Source organism: Bacillus sp. IBL03825 (assembly GCF_024712505.1).
In the GTDB taxonomy this organism is placed as follows: domain Bacteria; phylum Bacillota; class Bacilli; order Bacillales; family Bacillaceae_G; genus Bacillus_A; species Bacillus_A wiedmannii.
In genome coordinates, this window is sequence record NZ_JAMXKE010000001.1 from 3909921 (window position 1) to 3928479 (window position 18559).

The following is an 18559-nucleotide window of genomic DNA, read 5'->3' on the forward strand; positions in this document are numbered from 1 at the left end:
CCATACTAAGTATCCTTATTACAGTAGTATGCAGGGCGTTCACCTAACGTTATTTTTTTACAAGCTTATTCATTACTTCATACAGCTTATTTGCTGCATCTGGAATACCTAATTGCCCCGCAGCCAGCTTCATATTTTGTAATGTTTGTGCATCTAATAAAATCTCATCAATATCACGAATAAGCGTTTCTGCTGTTAAATCTTTTTCAAGCAACATTTTTGCTGCTCCTTTATCGACAACAGAACGTGCATTCTTTTCCTGATGGTTATTTGTTACGTAAGGACTCGGTATTAACACACTTGGCTTACCTAACGCGGTTAATTCTGCAAGTGTTGTTGCCCCCGCTCTTGAAACAACAAGATCTACACCTGTAAGTACCTCTGGCATATTATGAATGAAAGGTTTAATAATAACATTATTCGGATTCCCTTTTTGCTTCACTGCTTCCATCACTTTATCATAATGAACTTCACCTGTTACATACAATATTTCGTAACTTTTATTTCCAAACTGTTCAATTGCCTCTACGAAAGCATCATTAATCGGTCTAGCCCCACGACTTCCACCAAAAATAAGTACCGATTTTTTAGGAAGAGATAAACCTACTGAACGTTTTCCTTTCATTCCATTCTGATCCATTACTTCTGATGCTCTTGGATTTCCTGTCATCACCACTTTTGACTGTGGAAAATGTTCTATAGCCGCTTCAAAACAAACCGCAACTTTATCAACATAGCGGCTTAAAAATTTATTCGTTACACCAGGTACACTATTTTGTTCATGTACAATGGTTGGAATACCTAATTTTGCTGCAGCATATACAACTGGTCCACATACATATCCACCCGTTCCAATTACAATATCCGGATTAAAACGACGAATATATCGTTTACTATCTTGTACACCCTTTAGGAAACGCATCACCGTTTTCACGTTATCTAACGATATTTTACGCTTAAATCCACTTATAACAATAGATTGAAACGGTATGCCTGCTTTTGGAACGATTGTGCTCTCTAATCCACTCTCCGTACCAATATATAAAAACCTTGCTTCCGGATTTAATTTTTTTATTTCTCTTATTAGAGCAAGAGCCGGATAAATATGACCTCCAGTGCCCCCACCACTTACTAATACACGCACTACTAACTCCTCCGCTTCTCTTTTCTTATTTCAGTCGTATTTATTTCTATATACATCATGTTTCTTCGCGCACATACGAAAAACCCTGTCTTATAAAACAGGGTTTAGTAGCGAGAATGGCGACTTATATTTAATAATACACCTACTGCCATTAACATTAATGTCAAACTTGATCCACCATAACTTAAAAACGGCAAAGTAATACCTGTTACAGGCATCAATCCTGTTACAACACCAACATTAATCATTACTTGAATCGCAATCATCGCCACAATACCTACTGCTAAAAACGTACCATATAAATCTGGCGCTCCTAAAGCTATACGAATCCCACGCCATAATAATAGACTAAATAATAATAACACAAATGAACCACCAATAAAACCTAATTCCTCGGATAAGATCGCAAATATAAAGTCTGTTTGCGGTTCAGGTAAATAAAGAAACTTTTGTCTACTTTGTCCAAGTCCAAGCCCGAATAATCCACCTGGTCCAATTGCGAGTAACGATTGAATAATTTGAAATCCACTTCCAAGCGGATCTGACCACGGATCTAAATATGATGTAATACGTTTCATTCGATACGGTGCTGATGCAATTAGCCCTACAAATCCTGCTACACCAAGCAAACCAAACATTGCAAAGTGAAAGACCCTTGCTCCCGAGATAAATATCATAATAATACATGTCCCAACCATTACCGTTCCTGTGCCAAGATCTGGCTGTAACATAATCATCCCAAAAGCAAGAAATACAAAACTAAGAGCTGGTAGTAAACCACGTTTAAAAGAGGTAATTAATTTTTGTCGTTCCGCTAAAAATTTTGCTAAGAAAATAATCATCGCAAACTTCATAAATTCTGACGGTTGAATGGAAAATGCCCCGATTCCAATCCAACTTCGCGCTCCTCCTCGAACAAGTCCTACCCCAGGAACAAGAACAAGAATAAGAAGAATGAAGCAAACTAGCAAAATTACTTTTGAATACGTACGCCACACCCAATAATCAATTTTCATAATTAAAAACATAGCCACTACACCGATACTTGCAAATAGCAATTGCCTTTTTGCAAAAAAGAATGAGTCCCCCATTTTATAAGAGGCCCAAACCGCACTCGCACTATACACCATAACCATTCCGATTGTTAACAACGCAAGTGTAACGATGATGAGAATAAAATCAGGCGTTTTCTTCATTACCCATAAACACCACCTCTTTAGGCAGAAACTTTTGCCCTATGTAACAAAACATCAGTAGGTGTTAGCCTACTGATGTTTTGATTTACTTTATATAAGTTTATGCACAGCTTGTATAAAAATGTCTCCTCTTTCTTCAAATGTTTTAAATTGATCCCAGCTTGCACATGCTGGAGAAAGAAGAATTACATCACCATCTGTAGAATGAGCATAAGCTTTCACTACCGCTTCATCTAAAGTATCTACACTTTCAATTGCATCTAATCCCGCTTTTTCTGCAGCTCTTACTAATTTTTGAGCTGTTTGTCCAAATGTCACAATTGCTTTTACATTTTTGAAATACGGAATTAAATCATCGAATTCATTTCCACGATCAAGTCCACCTGCTAATAACACAATCGGTTGTGTAAACGCAGATAAAGCTTTCTCAGTCGCTAACATATTCGTTGCTTTTGAGTCATTATAAACCTTACGATTGTTAATAGTTGTTACATATTCTAAACGATGTTTTACACCTGTAAAACGTTTTAACACCGCCGTAATCGCTTCATTAGAAACACCCAATAATTTTGCGATACTCATCGCTGCTAAAATATTTTCTAAATTATGTTGACCAGGTAAAACGATATCGCCTATTTCAACAACTTTTTCACCTTTAAAACAAAGAGCATTCTCTTTTATACACGCACCATCTTCAATTTCTTTCGTTGTCGAGAATAGTACTTTTTGCCCTTTACTATAAGCAGATAAAGCCATCACATCCGCATCATCTGCATTTATTACACTATAATCATTTTCTGTTTGGTTTTTAAAAATATTTGCTTTTGCTAAACCATATTCCTTCTTCGTCCCGTGATAATCTAAGTGGGCCTCAAATAAATTTAAAAATGCAGCAATTTTAGGTTGGAACAATTCTACTCCCATCAGTTGGAACGATGAAAGTTCTGTAACTACAACTTCATTTTCTTTTGCATCCTGTGCTACTTCACACGCTACAGTTCCTATGTTCCCTGCAATTACAGGATGCTTTTGTCCTTCTTTTAGCATTTCAAATGTAATCATTGTCGTCGTCGTTTTACCGTTAGACCCTGTAATCCCAACAAATGGCGCTTCTGAAATACGATATGCTAATTCAACTTCCGTAACAATTGGAATTTGCTTTTCTTTCGCAGCAACTAATATTGGATTAGAATACGGGATTCCTGGATTTTTTACAACAAGAGAGATATTTCTCTCTAACAATTCTAAAGGATGACCACCGCATACAACGTCCATTCCTTTTGCTTGTAATTCTGCAGCAAGTACATTATCCGCTAAAGGCTTTCCGTCATTTACAATAACATTTGCCCCTAATTTTTGTAACAGCGTAGCTGCTGCATAACCACTTTTTGCAATGCCTAATACAAGAATATTTTTATTTTGAAATTCAGTTACAGTTTTCAATTACATCCACACCCCGATATAAATTCCTAACACAGCTAATAAAAATCCTACAGACCAAAATGTCACAACAACACGCCACTCTGACCAACCACATAATTCATAATGATGGTGTAATGGACTCATTTTAAAGACACGTTTTCCTGTTGTTTTAAAAGAAATGACCTGAATAATAACAGATAAAGTCTCCATTACGAATACTCCACCAATGATTACAAGTAGCAATTCTTGTTTTAATAAAATCGCTACAGCTGCAATGGCTCCACCTAAAGCTAAGGAACCTGTATCTCCCATAAACACTTTCGCTGGATTTGCATTGAATACTAAAAATCCAAGTACAGCTCCTACAACTGCCATACAGAATATCGCTACTCCAAATTGCTCTTGCGCTACTGCAATAATACTAAACGCTCCAAATGCAATAGCAGCTGTTCCTGATAATAAACCATCTAAACCGTCAGTTAAGTTAACTGCATTTGATCCACCAATAAGCATAAATAATACAAGTACAAAATATGCCCAACCTAATTCAAACTTAACATCTGTTCCCGGAATCATGATGTATGTGTGGAACGCTTGCCCTTTTCCAATTAAAAAGAACGCAATAGCAATAACAAGCTGACCTACTAATTTTTGTTTTGATGTTAAACCAAGATTTCTCTTCTTAACTACCTTTATGTAGTCATCTAAAAATCCAATCAATCCGTAACCAAATGTCACTAATAATAATAACGAAACCTCTGCACCTAAATGATTAAACTTAATCGCCATAATAAGTGAAGTTACCATCATCGATACATATATGACAATACCACCCATTGTAGGTGTCCCTGATTTTTTTTGATGTGACTTTGGTCCCTCATCACGAATACTCTGTCCGAACTTTAATTTCCTTAAAAATGGAATAAATAATGGCGAAAGGGCAACAGAAATTAAGAATGCTACCCCAGCCGTTACTAATAAACCTTGCTCAAGCACATGTAGTCCTCCTCTCACGTTGTTACTCTTCGTTGTTTAAACGCTCTGTAATTGCTTCTTTAGCGACTTCACGATCGTCAAAATGATGAACTTCTTTACCAATAATTTGATACGTTTCATGACCCTTACCAGCAATAATGATGATATCTTCAGCTTTCGCATTAGTAATTGCATGGTATATCGCTTCTTTTCTATCAATAATTACTTCATAATTATTTCCATTTGCACCTTGCACCATATCATCTAAAATAGCCCCTGGCTCTTCACTTCTTGGATTATCTGAAGTGTAAATTGCATGAGTTGCATATTTTGTTGCAACACTTGCCATGATTGGTCTCTTTGTTCGATCTCTATCTCCGCCACAACCGACGATACAATATACATCGCCTTTTGCAAACTGTTTTGCTGTTTTTAATACATTTTCTAAGCTATCTGGTGTATGTGCATAATCCACAATAACTGTATAATTTTGTCCACCATCAACTACTTCAAAACGTCCTGGAACTCCAGCTAGTTGCTTTATTACATCAATAACCGTTTCTAAACTTACACCAGAAACAAGTCCTGCCGCTGTTGCCGCTAGTACGTTATATACATTAAATTTCCCAATCAATTTCATCGTAACATTTACACTTTCATACGGTGTTACAAGCGTAAATGTAGTTCCACCACTCGTCATAACGATATCTTTGGCCATAATATCACTTGTTGTATCAATTCCATACGTTACAACAGTTGCCGCAGTACTTCTCATATATTCCGCAGTTACAGCATCATCGTTATTCAGTACCGCGTACTTTTCACGATTATGATTATAACTATTGCCAAGTTGTGCAAATAGCAACCCTTTTGCATGTTTATATTCTTCCATCGTTTTATGATAGTCTAAATGATCTTGTGTTAAATTTGTAAACACTGCTACATCGTAATCACATCCGTGTACACGACCAAGATCTAAAGCATGTGACGAAACTTCCATTACTGTACTATCTACACCGTGCTCAACCATTTTTGAAAATGTGTGTTGAAGTGTTAGTGCATCTGGTGTTGTATTTTTCACCTCAAATGTTTCATCACCGATTTTCATATTAATCGTTCCAATTAGCCCTGTTTTATGACCATGTGCGCGCATAATCTCATCCATAATATGCGATGTTGTTGTCTTTCCATTTGTACCTGTAATTCCGATTAAATGTAACTTGTGTGTTGGTTGACCATAAAAATAATCAGCTAAAACCGCTAACGAACGAAAAGTGTTTTTCACAAGTACAACTGGAACGTCAACATCAATTGGTCTTTCCGCAACAATAGCAGCCGCTCCTTGTGCCGCTGCTTGCTTAGCAAAATCATGGCTATCAACCGTATATCCTTTCATACATACAAATAAGCTTCCCTCTTTCACTTTACGTGAATCAGCTTCTATAGATGTGATTTCTGGATTTTCTTTTGGAACAACTGGAAAATCATGCAAACATGATAAAAGTGTATGCAACTTCATTTCACTAAACCCTCTCTACATTGTGTCTTTATCTCTTTTTTAATAAGCAACACGTTACCTCCTAATTATATAAAATAGGAGGTAAGTGCTACTGTGTCTAATAAATAGACCTATTTATAATTGAGGCTCTTACAGCCTCAAATTAAGTAACTCTTCTATAAAGAACTCACTTCCACCAATTGTACCATAAAACGTACTAGGTTACCTTTAATTCCCGAAGTAAATTCTAATTTTTGAGCCTTCTTTCACTTTAGCTCCTGCTTCTGGCGATTGTTTAATTACTTTCTCCCCGTCTCCACTTATATCAAGCTTCAAATCGACGAGTTGTGTCTGTAAGTCTTTCTTTTTCATACCAATTAAATTCGGAACTTCCACAGTTGGTGTATCGCCCCATTTATATTCTCTCTCAACTTGTTCTTGTCTCGGTTTCACTCCCATAACAGGAAGTGCATCCCGAAGAATATTCCCAACAATTGGAGCTGCTACTACTCCACCAAATTGCGTTACACCTTTCGGATTATCAACAGCAACATAGACAACAATTTCCGGATCATCTGCTGGAGCAAAACCGATAAAAGATACTATATAATTATTCTCTAAATATTTACCATCTTTCACCTTTTGAGCCGTACCTGTTTTTCCACCTACACGATACCCATCAATGAAAGCACCTTTACCAGATCCCTTTGCTACAACATTCTCTAATGCATACCGAACTTTTTCTGAAGTTTCCTTGGAAATAACTTTTCTTTTTTCCACAGGTGTCTTTTTACTTACAACTTGATTATTTTTCGGATCAATAAACTCCTTAGCTATATACGGTTGATACAATGTCCCACCATTTACAGCCGCTGCTACTGCTGCTACTTGTTGAATTGGTGTTACAGAAACTCCTTGACCAAATGAAGTAGTTGCTTGCTCGACTGGACCAACTTTATCTAAATTAAATAAAATCCCACTACCTTCACCTTGCAAATCAATTCCGGTTTTCTGTCCAAAGCCGAAATTACGAATATATTTAAACAATCGGTCTTTACCAAGACGATCACCAAGTTCGATAAATCCTGGGTTACAAGAGTTTTGAACTACTTCTAAAAACGTTTGGCTACCATGGCCTCCCGCTTTCCAGCATTTCAATCTAGCTCCACCCACTTCAGCTGCTCCATCATCATAAAACGTATCTTTCTCTAAGTCTACTAAATTTTCATTCAAGGCTGCGGCTAACGTAATGATCTTAAATGTTGAACCAGGCTCATACGTACTCCATACAGGTAAATTTCTATTATACACTTCTGGAGAAACACTTTGAAAATCTGCTGGATCAAAGCTCGGCCGACTCGACATACCTAAAATTTCACCATTTTTCGGATTCATTGCAATCGCAATCATACCATCCGGATTATATGTCGACTCCGCAATATTCATTTCTCTTTCCATAATTCTATTAATACGTGCGTCAATTGTTAAGCCTAAATTCAAACCAGCTTCTGGTTTTTTGAAATCATCGCCAACATTAGGCATCCTTTGTCCTTTTGCATCTGCAAAAAAACGCACATGTCCTTCATCACCATTTAGCTCTTTATCATAATATTTTTCTAGTCCCATAAGACCTTGGTTATCACTACCAGCAAACCCTAATACGTGTGATAAAAAGTTGCCAAATGGATAGTACCGGATAGAGTCCTCTGCGATATAAACACCTTTCAAACTTAATCCTCGTACCTCTTTCGCTTTATCATGTGATATTTTTCTTCCGCCTTTATCTAACCTTACAATCGATTCTTTTTTTGTAATTCTCTTATAAATCTCATCTTTTTCCACACCTAATACTGCAGCTAACTTCTCTGCAGTCTCTGCTGGTTTTTCAATTTGCCTCGGTACAACAAAGACAGTTGGAGCACTTTTATTCGTAGCAAGTTCCACACCATTTCGATCTAAAATCTTCCCACGTTCAGGTTCAAAAGTAATATTACGACTCCATGAATCCTTCGCACGATCCGTTAACATATTGCCAAGAAAAAATTGCACATATCCAAGACGAATATCGATGATAGTGAAAATAAGTATACCTGATATGAGTATAAAAATAAGTCGTTTTCTAACTGTTACATTTGATACACGCATATTGGAACAAGCCTCCCTTACGCCTAGCTTGTTCCAATATATGCTTGTACTTATTTAATTAGAACTTCTTCTCTTTTACCATTACGGTTTTTCTGCTTCTTGTTGTGGTTCAAGTGGCGGTACAAGTGTTACACCTAGCTCTGTACCAGGTTGCAACAATGTTCCTTCTGGCACACTTTGTTCGGTTACGTATCCCGTACCAGTAGGTTTTAGGTTAAGCTTTAATGTTTTTGCTAAATTCATAACATCACGCAGTGCCCAACCTTGTATATTTGGCATTGTAGGTTTATCTCCTACTAAGAAGGCTCGGTCACCTTTTAATGTTTGCTCAGTTGCTTTTGGCACTTGCTGCTGCACTTTTCCTTCGCCTAATACGATTGGACGAAGTTTTGCTTTATCAATTGCTTTTTTCGCTTCTTCCATCGTTTTCCCTGTTACATCCGGAACGACAGTTTGTTGTTCTTTCACATATTTTTTCGGGTCTTTTATTTCATTTGGCTTAATCTTTAAATACTCTAAACTATTTTTGGTTACATATTTAAAAATATCAGCTAAAGGCTGTGCGCCATTCTCATCATCTTTCAATTTCGGCTGTTTTACAGCTACATATACAACAAGTTGCGGATCGTCCATAGGTGCCATCCCTAAGAATGAGAATATGTAATTCTCTCTTCCTGTCATATAGCCACCTTTTCCATCCGGAATTTGCGCTGTCCCTGTTTTACCACCAACTGAATACCCATCAACTTTATAAGCAGTTCCTGTTCCTTTCGGCGATGTAACAACGCGTTCTAATAACTGTCTTACTTGCGCTGCTGTTTCTTTCGTAACAGGTTTTCCCACTTCCTCTGGCTTATGTTCTAATTTTACTTCGCCTGTTATTGGATCTACAATTTTATCAATTGTATAAGGCTTCATCATTTTCCCATCATTTGCAATAGCAGTTGCAGCTTGTACAAGCTGTATTGGCGTTACAGTAGAACCTTGTCCAAAAGCTGTTGTTACTTGCTGTATTTGCTGATCGAATACAATGGTATTTGAACCTTCACCAGGTAAATCAATGTTCGTTTTTTCATCTAATCCAAAACTATGAATATATTTTCGGAATCGTTCTGGGCCAAGTTTTTGATCCCCTAAAATTGCAAACGCTACGTTGGAAGAGCGCTCTACCCCTTCATCAAATGTGATAGATCCCCATCCAGCACCGCCGTTATGATCTTTTATTTTTCGGTTTCCGACTTGGTATGTACCAGACTGATAATAATCTTGTCCTTTATACACACCTTCATTAATCGCTGCCGCTAGCGTGAAAATTTTCATTGTTGATCCCGGTTCAAATGCATTTGCAATTGCATCATTGAAGAAATATTCAATTTGGCGATCATTTGGATCATAACTAGGTTTACTAGACATCGCTAATATTTTCCCTGTTTTTGGGTCCGCAACAATCCCTATTAAATTTTCTGGTTCATAATGCTTACTTGCAGCTTTCATCGCATCTTCTAAATAACTTTGAATACGTTGATCTATCGTTAAATACGCGTTATCTCCGTTTTTAGGTGCCTCTACGTTCACTTTCCCACCGTCAAGAGACACTCCTTTACGATCACCTGTATAAGATACTTTCCCGTTAGAAGCACTTAAATATTTATCTAAACTTTTTTCTATACCAAATTGCCCTACCGACGTTCCCTCTTCATTCGGTTTAGCATGCCCTATAACGTAAGATGCAAAATCACCGTTCGGATACACTCTTGCATTTTCAGTAATAAAAGATATGCCTGGCAATTTCAATGCTTCTATTTGTTCCTTCTGTTCTTTCGTCAAATCTTTACCTAGTGTTCCAAATTCGACTTGACTTTTATCTTTTTTATTTAACGTGGCTAAAATCTTCTCTTCATCTTTTCCGAGTACTCCCGCAATTTTCTTTGCAGTATCCTCTTTATTTTCAACATGATTCGCACCTTTTAGTTCCGCTACAAGTTTATAAGAGTTTGCATCTTGCGCTAACACATGACCGTTTTGATCATAAATCGTCCCGCGATTTGCTTCTAGAACTCCTTTTTTACTATGTTTTTGCTGAGCAAGTTTATCCAAATCCTGATTATGCACTGTTCCTGTCGCTTGTATGTAAAAAAATCGGGCTAACAATAGCAAAAAGAGCAGGAGGAATAAAATCATAAAATACCCTGCTCCCTTATTGGTATGAAATTTAGTCATATTTCTCTTCATTTTCCCTTCACACCTATTGCCTTATTTGAGGCCCTTCACATTATTCGCATTAATTTCTAGCCCGTGTTTTTTTGCAACTTCAGCGATTCGTTCATAGCGACTTAACTTCTCTACTTCAGCCTGTAACTCTTGATTTTCTTTTTGCTGCTGTACAATTTTTTGTTCTATCGTCGCTGCTTCTACATTAACTTGATAAAGGCCTGCTTTATTTCCAATAAACGCTACACAGGCATACAATAAAAAGCCAATAAATGCTACATACAACAGTTTTTCGATTCTTGTAATCTTCGCTTTAGCTTTTGGCTGAACCATCTGCTGTGGGGGCGTTTGAATCTGTACCTCTTCTTGCGCTTGTTGTTTGTACTTTACAGCTAAGTTACTCATACCTCTCTCCCCTTTTTATCGTTTTTCAGCGATTCTCAATTTCGCAGAACGCGCTCGATTATTTTCTTCTAACTCTATATCAGAAGGTAAAATCGGTTTTCTTGTAATAAGCTTTAATTTCGGCTTAAATTCATCAGGAATAATCGGTAATCCTGGTGGCAATTGTGGCGTTGTACTATTTCGCTTAAACGTCGTTTTACAAATACGGTCTTCTAAAGAATGGAATGTTATAACACTAACTCTTCCACCCGGCTTGACCATCTCAATTGCAGATTCCAACGCTTCTTCAAACACTTTCAATTCATCATTTACCGCAATACGGATTGCTTGGAACACTCGCTTCGCAGGATGTCCACCCGTTCTACGAGCAGGAGCTGGAATACCCTCTTTAATTAGTTCTACTAATTCTCCTGTCGTTTCAATAGCTTTATTCTCACGATACGCTTCAATTTTCCTTACTATTTGTTTTGAAAATTTCTCTTCACCATACTGGAAGAAAATTCTTACAAGTTGCTCATATGACCAGCTATTTACAACATCATATGCTGTTAATGGGGCATCTTGATCCATCCGCATATCTAACGGTGCATCATGATGATAACTAAAGCCACGCTCTGGTGTATCTAATTGTGGGGATGAAACACCTAAATCAAATAAAATACCATCTACTTCTGTTATACCTAATTCCTGTAGTTTTTCAGATAAATAACGGAAATTACTCTTTACTGTTATGAACTGCTCACCGTATGAAGAGAATCTTTCTTTCGCATTTTGAATCGCTATCTCATCTTGATCAAACGCGATTAATCTTCCACCTTCAGTTAATTGGGATAATAAATAAGAACTATGTCCTCCTCCCCCCAGTGTACAATCTACATATGTACCACCTGGCTTTATATCTAAGCCGTCTACTGTTTCCTTCAAAAGTACTGTTACGTGTTTAAACATTGTTGCACCTACTCTTTTTCCAATTAATTATGTTGAATGCATCTCCTCCTCCAAACGCATATTTCACGATTAGAGAACGAAATACTATGAAAGAACGACTCATTTAACTTGCCTACAAAGGCAGCATACTATACAAATCGCTATTTTCTTTTATTATATACTAAATTTTATCATCTTTTGCGGGAATTTAAATAAAAAACTGTCGAAAAAGATGATAATACGTTTACATTTTGTGCTATTTTGTCATATATTTAAGTATCCTGCATAATTACGATATTCACCGTTTTTAAAATTAATAATTCAGAAAAATTTCACTTCACAGTAAATTCAACAGAACAAAAATAAAATCCTGCTCCTAAGAGCAAGATTCTATAGTTTTATAACATGATGTTTTCCGTCCCAAGAAAACGTTTCTGCCATTACACGATCAACGAAATCCAAACCGAACTGATTTAAATAGTAACATACATTCCACACACGCTCTTGCGGCGCCCCTAATGGACGAAGTGCAAATTGTATGCGACGGAATTTATTTAGCTGTACTGCATGTTTTTTCTCAACATTTCTTTTCAACATTCTTTCCAACAGTTCAATTTGTTCATTAATTTTGAATTCATTTTTCCCTGCAAACGCACTTAATCCAGGATCTATTTTCTTCACAAACTGTTGTAATGATGTATGGATATCAATTATTTCTTTTTTCGCCTCTACAAATCGATCATCTATCGGTTCCTCTATTTGATTAGATAACCAGTTTTCACGCAACTTATCTACGTTATTTAAAAACGGATCACTGTCTTGCAATTGCAAATCGTATAAATCTGTCGCTATATCCCTCTCTACATAAGTGATTGTAATACGCGGAACGACAGGCGGCATTCGGAAACCAATCGTATGGAAAACTTGTTGCAATTCACTCCAGTAAGCTAATTCCCCTGGTCCTCCAATAAACGCGAGCGTAGGAAATAGATACTCTTGCATAAGAGGGCGCGTTACAACATTATTACTAAAGCGTTCCGGGCTTCTTTCCATCTCTTCCATCAATTCCTCATTTGAAAAGGAATACGCTCCATCCTTCCCTACAAACTTCCCTTGATCGTTTTCAAGTAACACTCGCTCATTATCAATTTCCATAAATATATGTACTGCATTATACTTTGTTTCAATAATCGGTTTATATCCTAATTCTTTAATTATTTCCTGTTGGTTATGAAGCCCCTCTTGTACTTCTTTATACTTACCTATAATTTGCTTAAAAAACGGCACTTCTAATTTTCTTAATTCAGGATGATGTGAATCAACAAGAATTAAACCAGAATTCACGAACATTTTCATAATAAGATGGGCAAAGAAATCTACATACGTATTCGATTCCCCCAAAGAATCATCAATAAATTGCAGTACATCCTTTGTAAAATTCGTTTCAGGGTATGTTTTGAAAATTTCTTCAATCCACTTTCTACAGTCTTCCAAAGAAAGCTCGGACTCTGAAGCACTCGCCTTTTTCGGATTACGATCATGAAAAATAGTCTTTTTTATTTTTTTATTCTTCGTTACAAAAGTATGATTAATTTCATCCATATCATGGTCTTCACCAGCAATCCAGAAAACAGGAACAACTTTAACACCTAAACTTTCTTCCTTTTCCCTCGCAAGCTGTAAAACTGAAATGATTTTATGAATTGTATAAAGTGGTCCAGTTAATAATCCAGCTTGTTGTCCAGCTATAACAACATATGTATTTTCTTCTCCAAGCGCTTTTACATTTTGAATCGTAGCTTCTCCCGCTTGTAATTTTGTATTATATTCTAATAAATGCGCTACTAAATCTTGGCGGAAAAACTCCCTCTCACGCAAATCATGTACACGCTGTTTAAAAGCATCTTCTGTTAACATATAGTCAAAACACGACTGTATCTCTTTTTTACCGTTCATATAGTCCGCTACAACACCTTGTTGCGGAACAGAGATTTCTTTTATCTCCATATAATTCTTCCTTTCGTATCCTGTTCTCTCACCAATCCACATTGTAGTCAATGTTGCACGTAAAAGCAAAGAATTACACTTATTCTTTTACTTCTAATCCTTTTATTGCATCGAACAAAAATTGAAGTGTCGGAACGGATCGTTGCTGTTTCTTAGCTTCCTCTAATACATATCCAACAATCGCACCAATTTCCGTTTGTCTATTCGCCCTTACATCTGCCAGCATAGATGATGTATTATGAGACGTTTTTTCACATACGTGACGTACCATTTTCCATACCATTTCTTTTTCTTCTTTAACAAGAAAAACGACTTCCTGAAATACTTGCTCCATCAATCGATAAAAAAACGGGTTCGTAATCAACTCTCCGTTCTGGATTTGTAATAACGCTGTCAATGGATTGATACATACATTAACTACTAATTTTTTGTGCATGACATCCTTCCAATCATCTTCTATTTGAATCGGAAAATGAGGAAATGGAAAGCACTTAAATATTTTTTCAAAATGTATAGACTGGCCGTGCACGATTCCAAACTTCGTTACACCTATCCCCGTATGATAAACGGTATGTCTTTCTTCTTTTTTTGCACCATGCTCTACAATCCCAACTGCAATATTTTCATTCCCTATTTTCTGCATAGCATGAAGATGAGACATTCCGTTTTGCAAAAAGATTAATGAGGATTCCCCTCGCACAAAAGGCAGTATGTCAGTTATATGATATTGCTTAACAGCAATAAATATATAGTCTAGCTTCTTGTCTAGCATATTTTCTATTGGCAAAACAGGTGGGAATACGGTTTCACGTTTTTCCTCCCTCATACAAGTTACACCCGTTATATTCAATTCCTCAGCCTGTTTAGCTGTCCTTGTAAACAACGTAACATCTTGATTACTTTTTTGTAAATAAAATGCATATAACAGACCGATAGCTCCTGGTCCCACAACTCCAATTTTCATTTTCACACAAGGAACTCATATAAATACGATACACAAGTCCTTTTTCCCTCCCCCTTTTTATCCCGCAAACACCTGATTGGTGCGGAATCATAATTAACTAAAGGTGAACAAATCCCACCGATTACAGTTTCACTTTATCTTTCTCAATTCCATGAACACAGTTTACAATTTCATTGCTCTTTAACAAACAAATGCAACCTCTACTTTCAATATGTATATACTACCTATTAATATGCTTCTACTCTTAGTTTAGCAAATCCCCAAAAAAATAATAAAAGAAATATACTATCTTCTTCATAAAAATAAAAAAATGAGTTATAATATTATTATAAATATTTTTACTTTTCTGCATTCAACGAGACAAGAAGAGGATGTGATGTTATGGGATTCCCAAAAGTTGAGCGCTTGCTCATCAATTATAAAACATTAGACGAATTTAAAAAATTTAAAGGTTGCGGAGCTCAAGAATTATCCATGTTAGAAGAATTACAGGCAAACATTATTGAAAACGATAGTGAATCTCCATTTTACGGTATTTATTATGGTGGATCACTAATTGCACGTATGAGTCTATATATGAAAAGGCACGGCGGGGAACCATTCGAAATTACAGGTACTTACCTAGAACTCTATAAACTTGAAGTGTTACCAACTTTCCAAAAACAAGGATTCGGAGAAATGCTTGTAAATTATGCGAAGGGGCTACAGTTCCCAATTAAAACGATCGCACGTATCCATTCAGCTGGTTTTTGGGATAAATTAAATTTCCAGCCTGTATCAGTACCTGATGGTGATTTTTATGTTTGGAACCCCGAAACAAATTTGAATGCGGTTACAAACGAAGAGTCCGCATAAGAAATAAAAAAAACAGCTACATAGCAGCTGTTTTTTTATTTCTTTAACTTTTCTAATTTTCCATTCGAACGAGCGCTATTTCTTTCTGCTACCATTACACTTCTTTTTTGATCGATATAATCAAGCAATGTTCTATACTCTTCCTCATATACTGATAATCGCTCCAAAAGACTCTCTCTCTCTGTTTGTAACGATTCAATTTGCTGTTGCAACACCATTAAAGAGTTTTCATCTTTATAATTTTGCAAGAAATCAATAACATCATTCAATGTAATTGACGTAGGCTCTACTACCTTTGTCTCTTTTACTTCATAATTTTCTACTTTACGTAGTTGCTTCGCTTCTTCAATACGTTCTTTGTATTGTTTTCTAACGTAAGAATTCCATCTAAAGCCACATGCTGCTGGTGTACGAGATAAATGTCTTCCCACTTCTTTAAAGGCAGATAATTGCGTTCCACCTTCTTGAATATGCCGGAGTACTACTTCTGCCAGAAGCAAATCTTCATCATCAGTCCAAGCATCTTGTCTTGTTGTCGCCATCTCTCTAGTCCTCCCTATGCATTTTTTATTAAGCATATGCAGTTACTAGAAAAGATAGAATACAACAAATAAAGAATAAGACAAAAAAAATAAACGTAGAAGATATCTTCTACGTTTATTTTCCCGCAATTACTTGCTGATTACTTCTTTACCTTTGTAAGTACCGCATGCTTTACATACACGGTGAGCTAATTTCGCTTCACCACAGCTTGGGCACTCTACCATACCAGGTACTGATAATTTGAAATGCGTACGACGCTTTCTTTTTACTGTTTTAGAAGTTCTTCTAAAAGGTACAGCCATTCTTCCCACCTCCTTAAAAGAAATAGTTATTTTCATATGAAGGCCTAAACCAGTCTTCCGATTATTTGTCAAAAAACTTTGCAAGTCCTGCTAATCGTGGATCAACAGTCTTTTCTTTGTTTTCTTCCGAAATCACTTGCCAGTCTTGACCTTGCATCGGTGCTCCACCAGAAACATCATCACTGAAAATTTGCATTGGAATCTCCAAAAGTATATTTTCCTTGATTACGGGCAGTAAGTCAAGTACTTCTCCTTCTAAACAATGAATTTCAGCTTCAGTTTCAAATTCTTCTTGTGAAGTTTGGAACACCTCAGTTGTTTTAATGTCAAATGGTAATGTCACATCTACTAAAGAGCGAGAACATGGTAAAACCATGCTTCCAGTTATATGTAGATGGAACGTAAACTTACCGGAGCCAAAATCAACTCTTCCTGTTACATGAGCAGGATTAATTTCACGAATATCTTTCTCGACCTCTTGTAGCTCACTTACATCTACCATCTCATCCAATGTCAATCCTTTATTTCTCAATTTATTCAATTGATGGATGGACCATTTCATATCATATCACCTCAAGGCAACAAACAAAATTATAGCTAGCCATTTTATATTTGTCAATGTTTTTTCTTTACACTATAATGAAGTCATCATAGTAAATAATATATAGAGTATCACGTTTTTGAAAAAGATGCTACATCGAAAGGAGAGATTACCATAAAAGCCAGTGGTATTGTTGTTGAATATAACCCTTTTCATAACGGTCATGATTATCATGTGCAACAAACAAAAAAGTTAACACACGCTGATATTACAATCGCTGTTATGAGTGGCCCTTTTTTACAGCGTGGTGAGCCAGCACTCATATCCAAATGGTATCGTACCAAAATGGCCTTATCATGCGGTGTAGACCTTGTTGTAGAGCTTCCATACGCCTTCTCAACACAAAAGGCTGAAACCTTTGCAAATGGCGCTATTTCTATTTTAAACGCCCTGCGTGTTTCTGAAATTTGTTTCGGTAGTGAAGATGGGGAGATTGAAAATTTTCATAACACCATCTCTGTGCAAAAAAATGAAGAAGATACTTTTAATCGTCTTGTAAAGCAATTTATGAATGCAGGTAACAGTTACGCAAAAGCTACATCTGAAGCCTTCCTACACATTTTACCATCCGAAAAAAACATAGACATGTCACAACCGAATAACATATTAGGATTCCAATACATGAAATCAATTTTCTTACAAAATAGTTCTATGCAAGCACAAACGATAAAAAGATTCGCATCTCATTATCATGATGAAACATTTAGCGACCAACATATTGCAAGCGCAACTAGTATTCGTAAACAACTTTTTAGCGAAAATAGTTCTTTTACAGAAATTGAGCCTTTCATCCCAAAAGCGACTGCTTCTCTTTTAGCAAGTTACAAACAAAACTACGGGATATTACATAATTGGGAACAATACTTTTCATTTTTCAAATACAAACTCATGACGATGTCTCCAGAAGACTTACGACTTATATATGAAATAGAAGAAGGTTTAGAGCATCGTATTTTATCAAAAATCCAAAACAGTTCCTCCTTCCATTCATTCATGGAAGCATTAAAAACGAAGCGCTATACATGGACTAGATTACAAAGAGCTTGTACACACATTTTAACAAATACAACAAAAGAAGAAATACATAGCGCAAATATAGAGCAGCATGCATCGTACATTCGTCTACTAGGCATGTCACAAAAAGGACAAACTTACCTTTCAAAAAACAAGAAAAAAATAGAACTTCCCATCCTTACCCATACAAAAACATTTGACCATCCTACTTTACATATAGAGCGAAAAGCCAATTCTGTATATTTCTCCATCATGCAAGAACCATTACGAACACAACTACTAAAACAAGATGCAACACACCATCCAATTCGTTACGATGAAACAACTGCAAAATTCCTATAAAAAACCTC

General features: G+C 36.4%; 16 protein-coding genes. 2 read left to right on the forward strand and 14 right to left on the reverse strand.

Translation table 11 applies throughout. From position 1 onward, the window contains the following. Window positions 1-49 precede the first annotated feature (49 nt). From murG to panE, 11 genes are all read right to left on the reverse strand, one after another. On the reverse strand, window positions 50-1144 hold the full coding sequence (gene murG, locus NHG49_RS19860) for an undecaprenyldiphospho-muramoylpentapeptide beta-N-acetylglucosaminyltransferase (protein ID WP_064474971.1): 1095 nt from the start codon (window positions 1142-1144) through the stop codon (window positions 50-52). Between the two features lie 104 nt (window positions 1145-1248). Further along, on the reverse strand, window positions 1249-2340 hold the full coding sequence (spoVE, locus tag NHG49_RS19865; RefSeq protein WP_000753517.1) for a stage V sporulation protein E: 1092 nt from the start codon (window positions 2338-2340) through the stop codon (window positions 1249-1251). Between the two features lie 90 nt (window positions 2341-2430). Beyond that, window positions 2431-3783 (reverse strand): UDP-N-acetylmuramoyl-L-alanine--D-glutamate ligase, encoded by a 1353-nt coding sequence (murD, locus tag NHG49_RS19870; protein WP_064474970.1) that lies wholly within the window; start codon window positions 3781-3783, stop codon window positions 2431-2433. Continuing rightward, complete coding sequence (gene mraY / locus NHG49_RS19875; RefSeq protein ID WP_000893058.1) at window positions 3784-4758, reverse strand: phospho-N-acetylmuramoyl-pentapeptide-transferase; 975 nt, start codon at window positions 4756-4758, stop codon at window positions 3784-3786. A 22-nt stretch (window positions 4759-4780) separates the two neighbouring features. Next, a complete protein-coding gene (gene murE, locus NHG49_RS19880) occupies window positions 4781-6256 on the reverse strand; it encodes a UDP-N-acetylmuramoyl-L-alanyl-D-glutamate--2,6-diaminopimelate ligase (protein WP_098101661.1) in 1476 nt (491 codons plus the stop codon). A 207-nt stretch (window positions 6257-6463) separates the two neighbouring features. Beyond that, window positions 6464-8380, reverse strand: coding sequence for a stage V sporulation protein D (locus tag NHG49_RS19885; protein WP_064474968.1), 1917 nt, complete (start codon window positions 8378-8380; stop codon window positions 6464-6466). Between the two features lie 81 nt (window positions 8381-8461). After that, window positions 8462-10612 carry a penicillin-binding protein gene (locus NHG49_RS19890; RefSeq protein WP_098101659.1) on the reverse strand — a complete coding sequence of 717 codons (2151 nt, stop codon included), beginning with the start codon at window positions 10610-10612 and terminating at the stop codon, window positions 8462-8464. Window positions 10613-10633: 21 nt separating this feature from the next. Further along, window positions 10634-10996, reverse strand: coding sequence for a cell division protein FtsL (ftsL, locus tag NHG49_RS19895; RefSeq protein ID WP_000067081.1), 363 nt, complete (start codon window positions 10994-10996; stop codon window positions 10634-10636). A 15-nt stretch (window positions 10997-11011) separates the two neighbouring features. Beyond that, complete coding sequence (gene rsmH, locus NHG49_RS19900; protein ID WP_000472512.1) at window positions 11012-11944, reverse strand: 16S rRNA (cytosine(1402)-N(4))-methyltransferase RsmH; 933 nt, start codon at window positions 11942-11944, stop codon at window positions 11012-11014. Window positions 11945-12313: 369 nt separating this feature from the next. Then, window positions 12314-13930: a bacillithiol biosynthesis cysteine-adding enzyme BshC gene (gene bshC, locus NHG49_RS19905; protein ID WP_258126458.1), complete on the reverse strand. Its 1617-nt coding sequence runs from the start codon at window positions 13928-13930 to the stop codon at window positions 12314-12316. Window positions 13931-14009: 79 nt separating this feature from the next. Then, window positions 14010-14900 (reverse strand): 2-dehydropantoate 2-reductase, encoded by an 891-nt coding sequence (panE, locus tag NHG49_RS19910; protein ID WP_081257197.1) that lies wholly within the window; start codon window positions 14898-14900, stop codon window positions 14010-14012. A 375-nt stretch (window positions 14901-15275) separates the two neighbouring features. On the opposite strand from panE, the gene NHG49_RS19915 reads away from it, so the two are divergent. After that, window positions 15276-15749: an N-acetyltransferase gene (locus tag NHG49_RS19915; RefSeq protein ID WP_060488409.1), complete on the forward strand. Its 474-nt coding sequence runs from the start codon at window positions 15276-15278 to the stop codon at window positions 15747-15749. 35 nt (window positions 15750-15784) lie between these two features. Here the strand turns inward: NHG49_RS19915 and NHG49_RS19920 are convergent, their stop codons facing one another. From NHG49_RS19920 to NHG49_RS19930, 3 genes are all read right to left on the reverse strand, one after another. Beyond that, window positions 15785-16291, reverse strand: coding sequence for an RsfA family transcriptional regulator (locus NHG49_RS19920; protein ID WP_060488408.1), 507 nt, complete (start codon window positions 16289-16291; stop codon window positions 15785-15787). 129 nt (window positions 16292-16420) lie between these two features. Beyond that, window positions 16421-16594 (reverse strand): 50S ribosomal protein L32, encoded by a 174-nt coding sequence (gene rpmF / locus NHG49_RS19925; protein ID WP_001984764.1) that lies wholly within the window; start codon window positions 16592-16594, stop codon window positions 16421-16423. Between the two features lie 61 nt (window positions 16595-16655). Further along, the gene (locus tag NHG49_RS19930; protein WP_000872150.1) at window positions 16656-17156 is read right to left on the reverse strand and encodes a YceD family protein; all 501 of its coding nucleotides are present in this window, start codon (window positions 17154-17156) and stop codon (window positions 16656-16658) included. Window positions 17157-17309: 153 nt separating this feature from the next. Between NHG49_RS19930 and NHG49_RS19935 the strand changes: the two genes are divergently transcribed. Next, window positions 17310-18551: a nucleotidyltransferase gene (locus NHG49_RS19935; protein ID WP_258126872.1), complete on the forward strand. Its 1242-nt coding sequence runs from the start codon at window positions 17310-17312 to the stop codon at window positions 18549-18551. The last annotated feature ends 8 nt before the right edge of the window (window positions 18552-18559 follow it).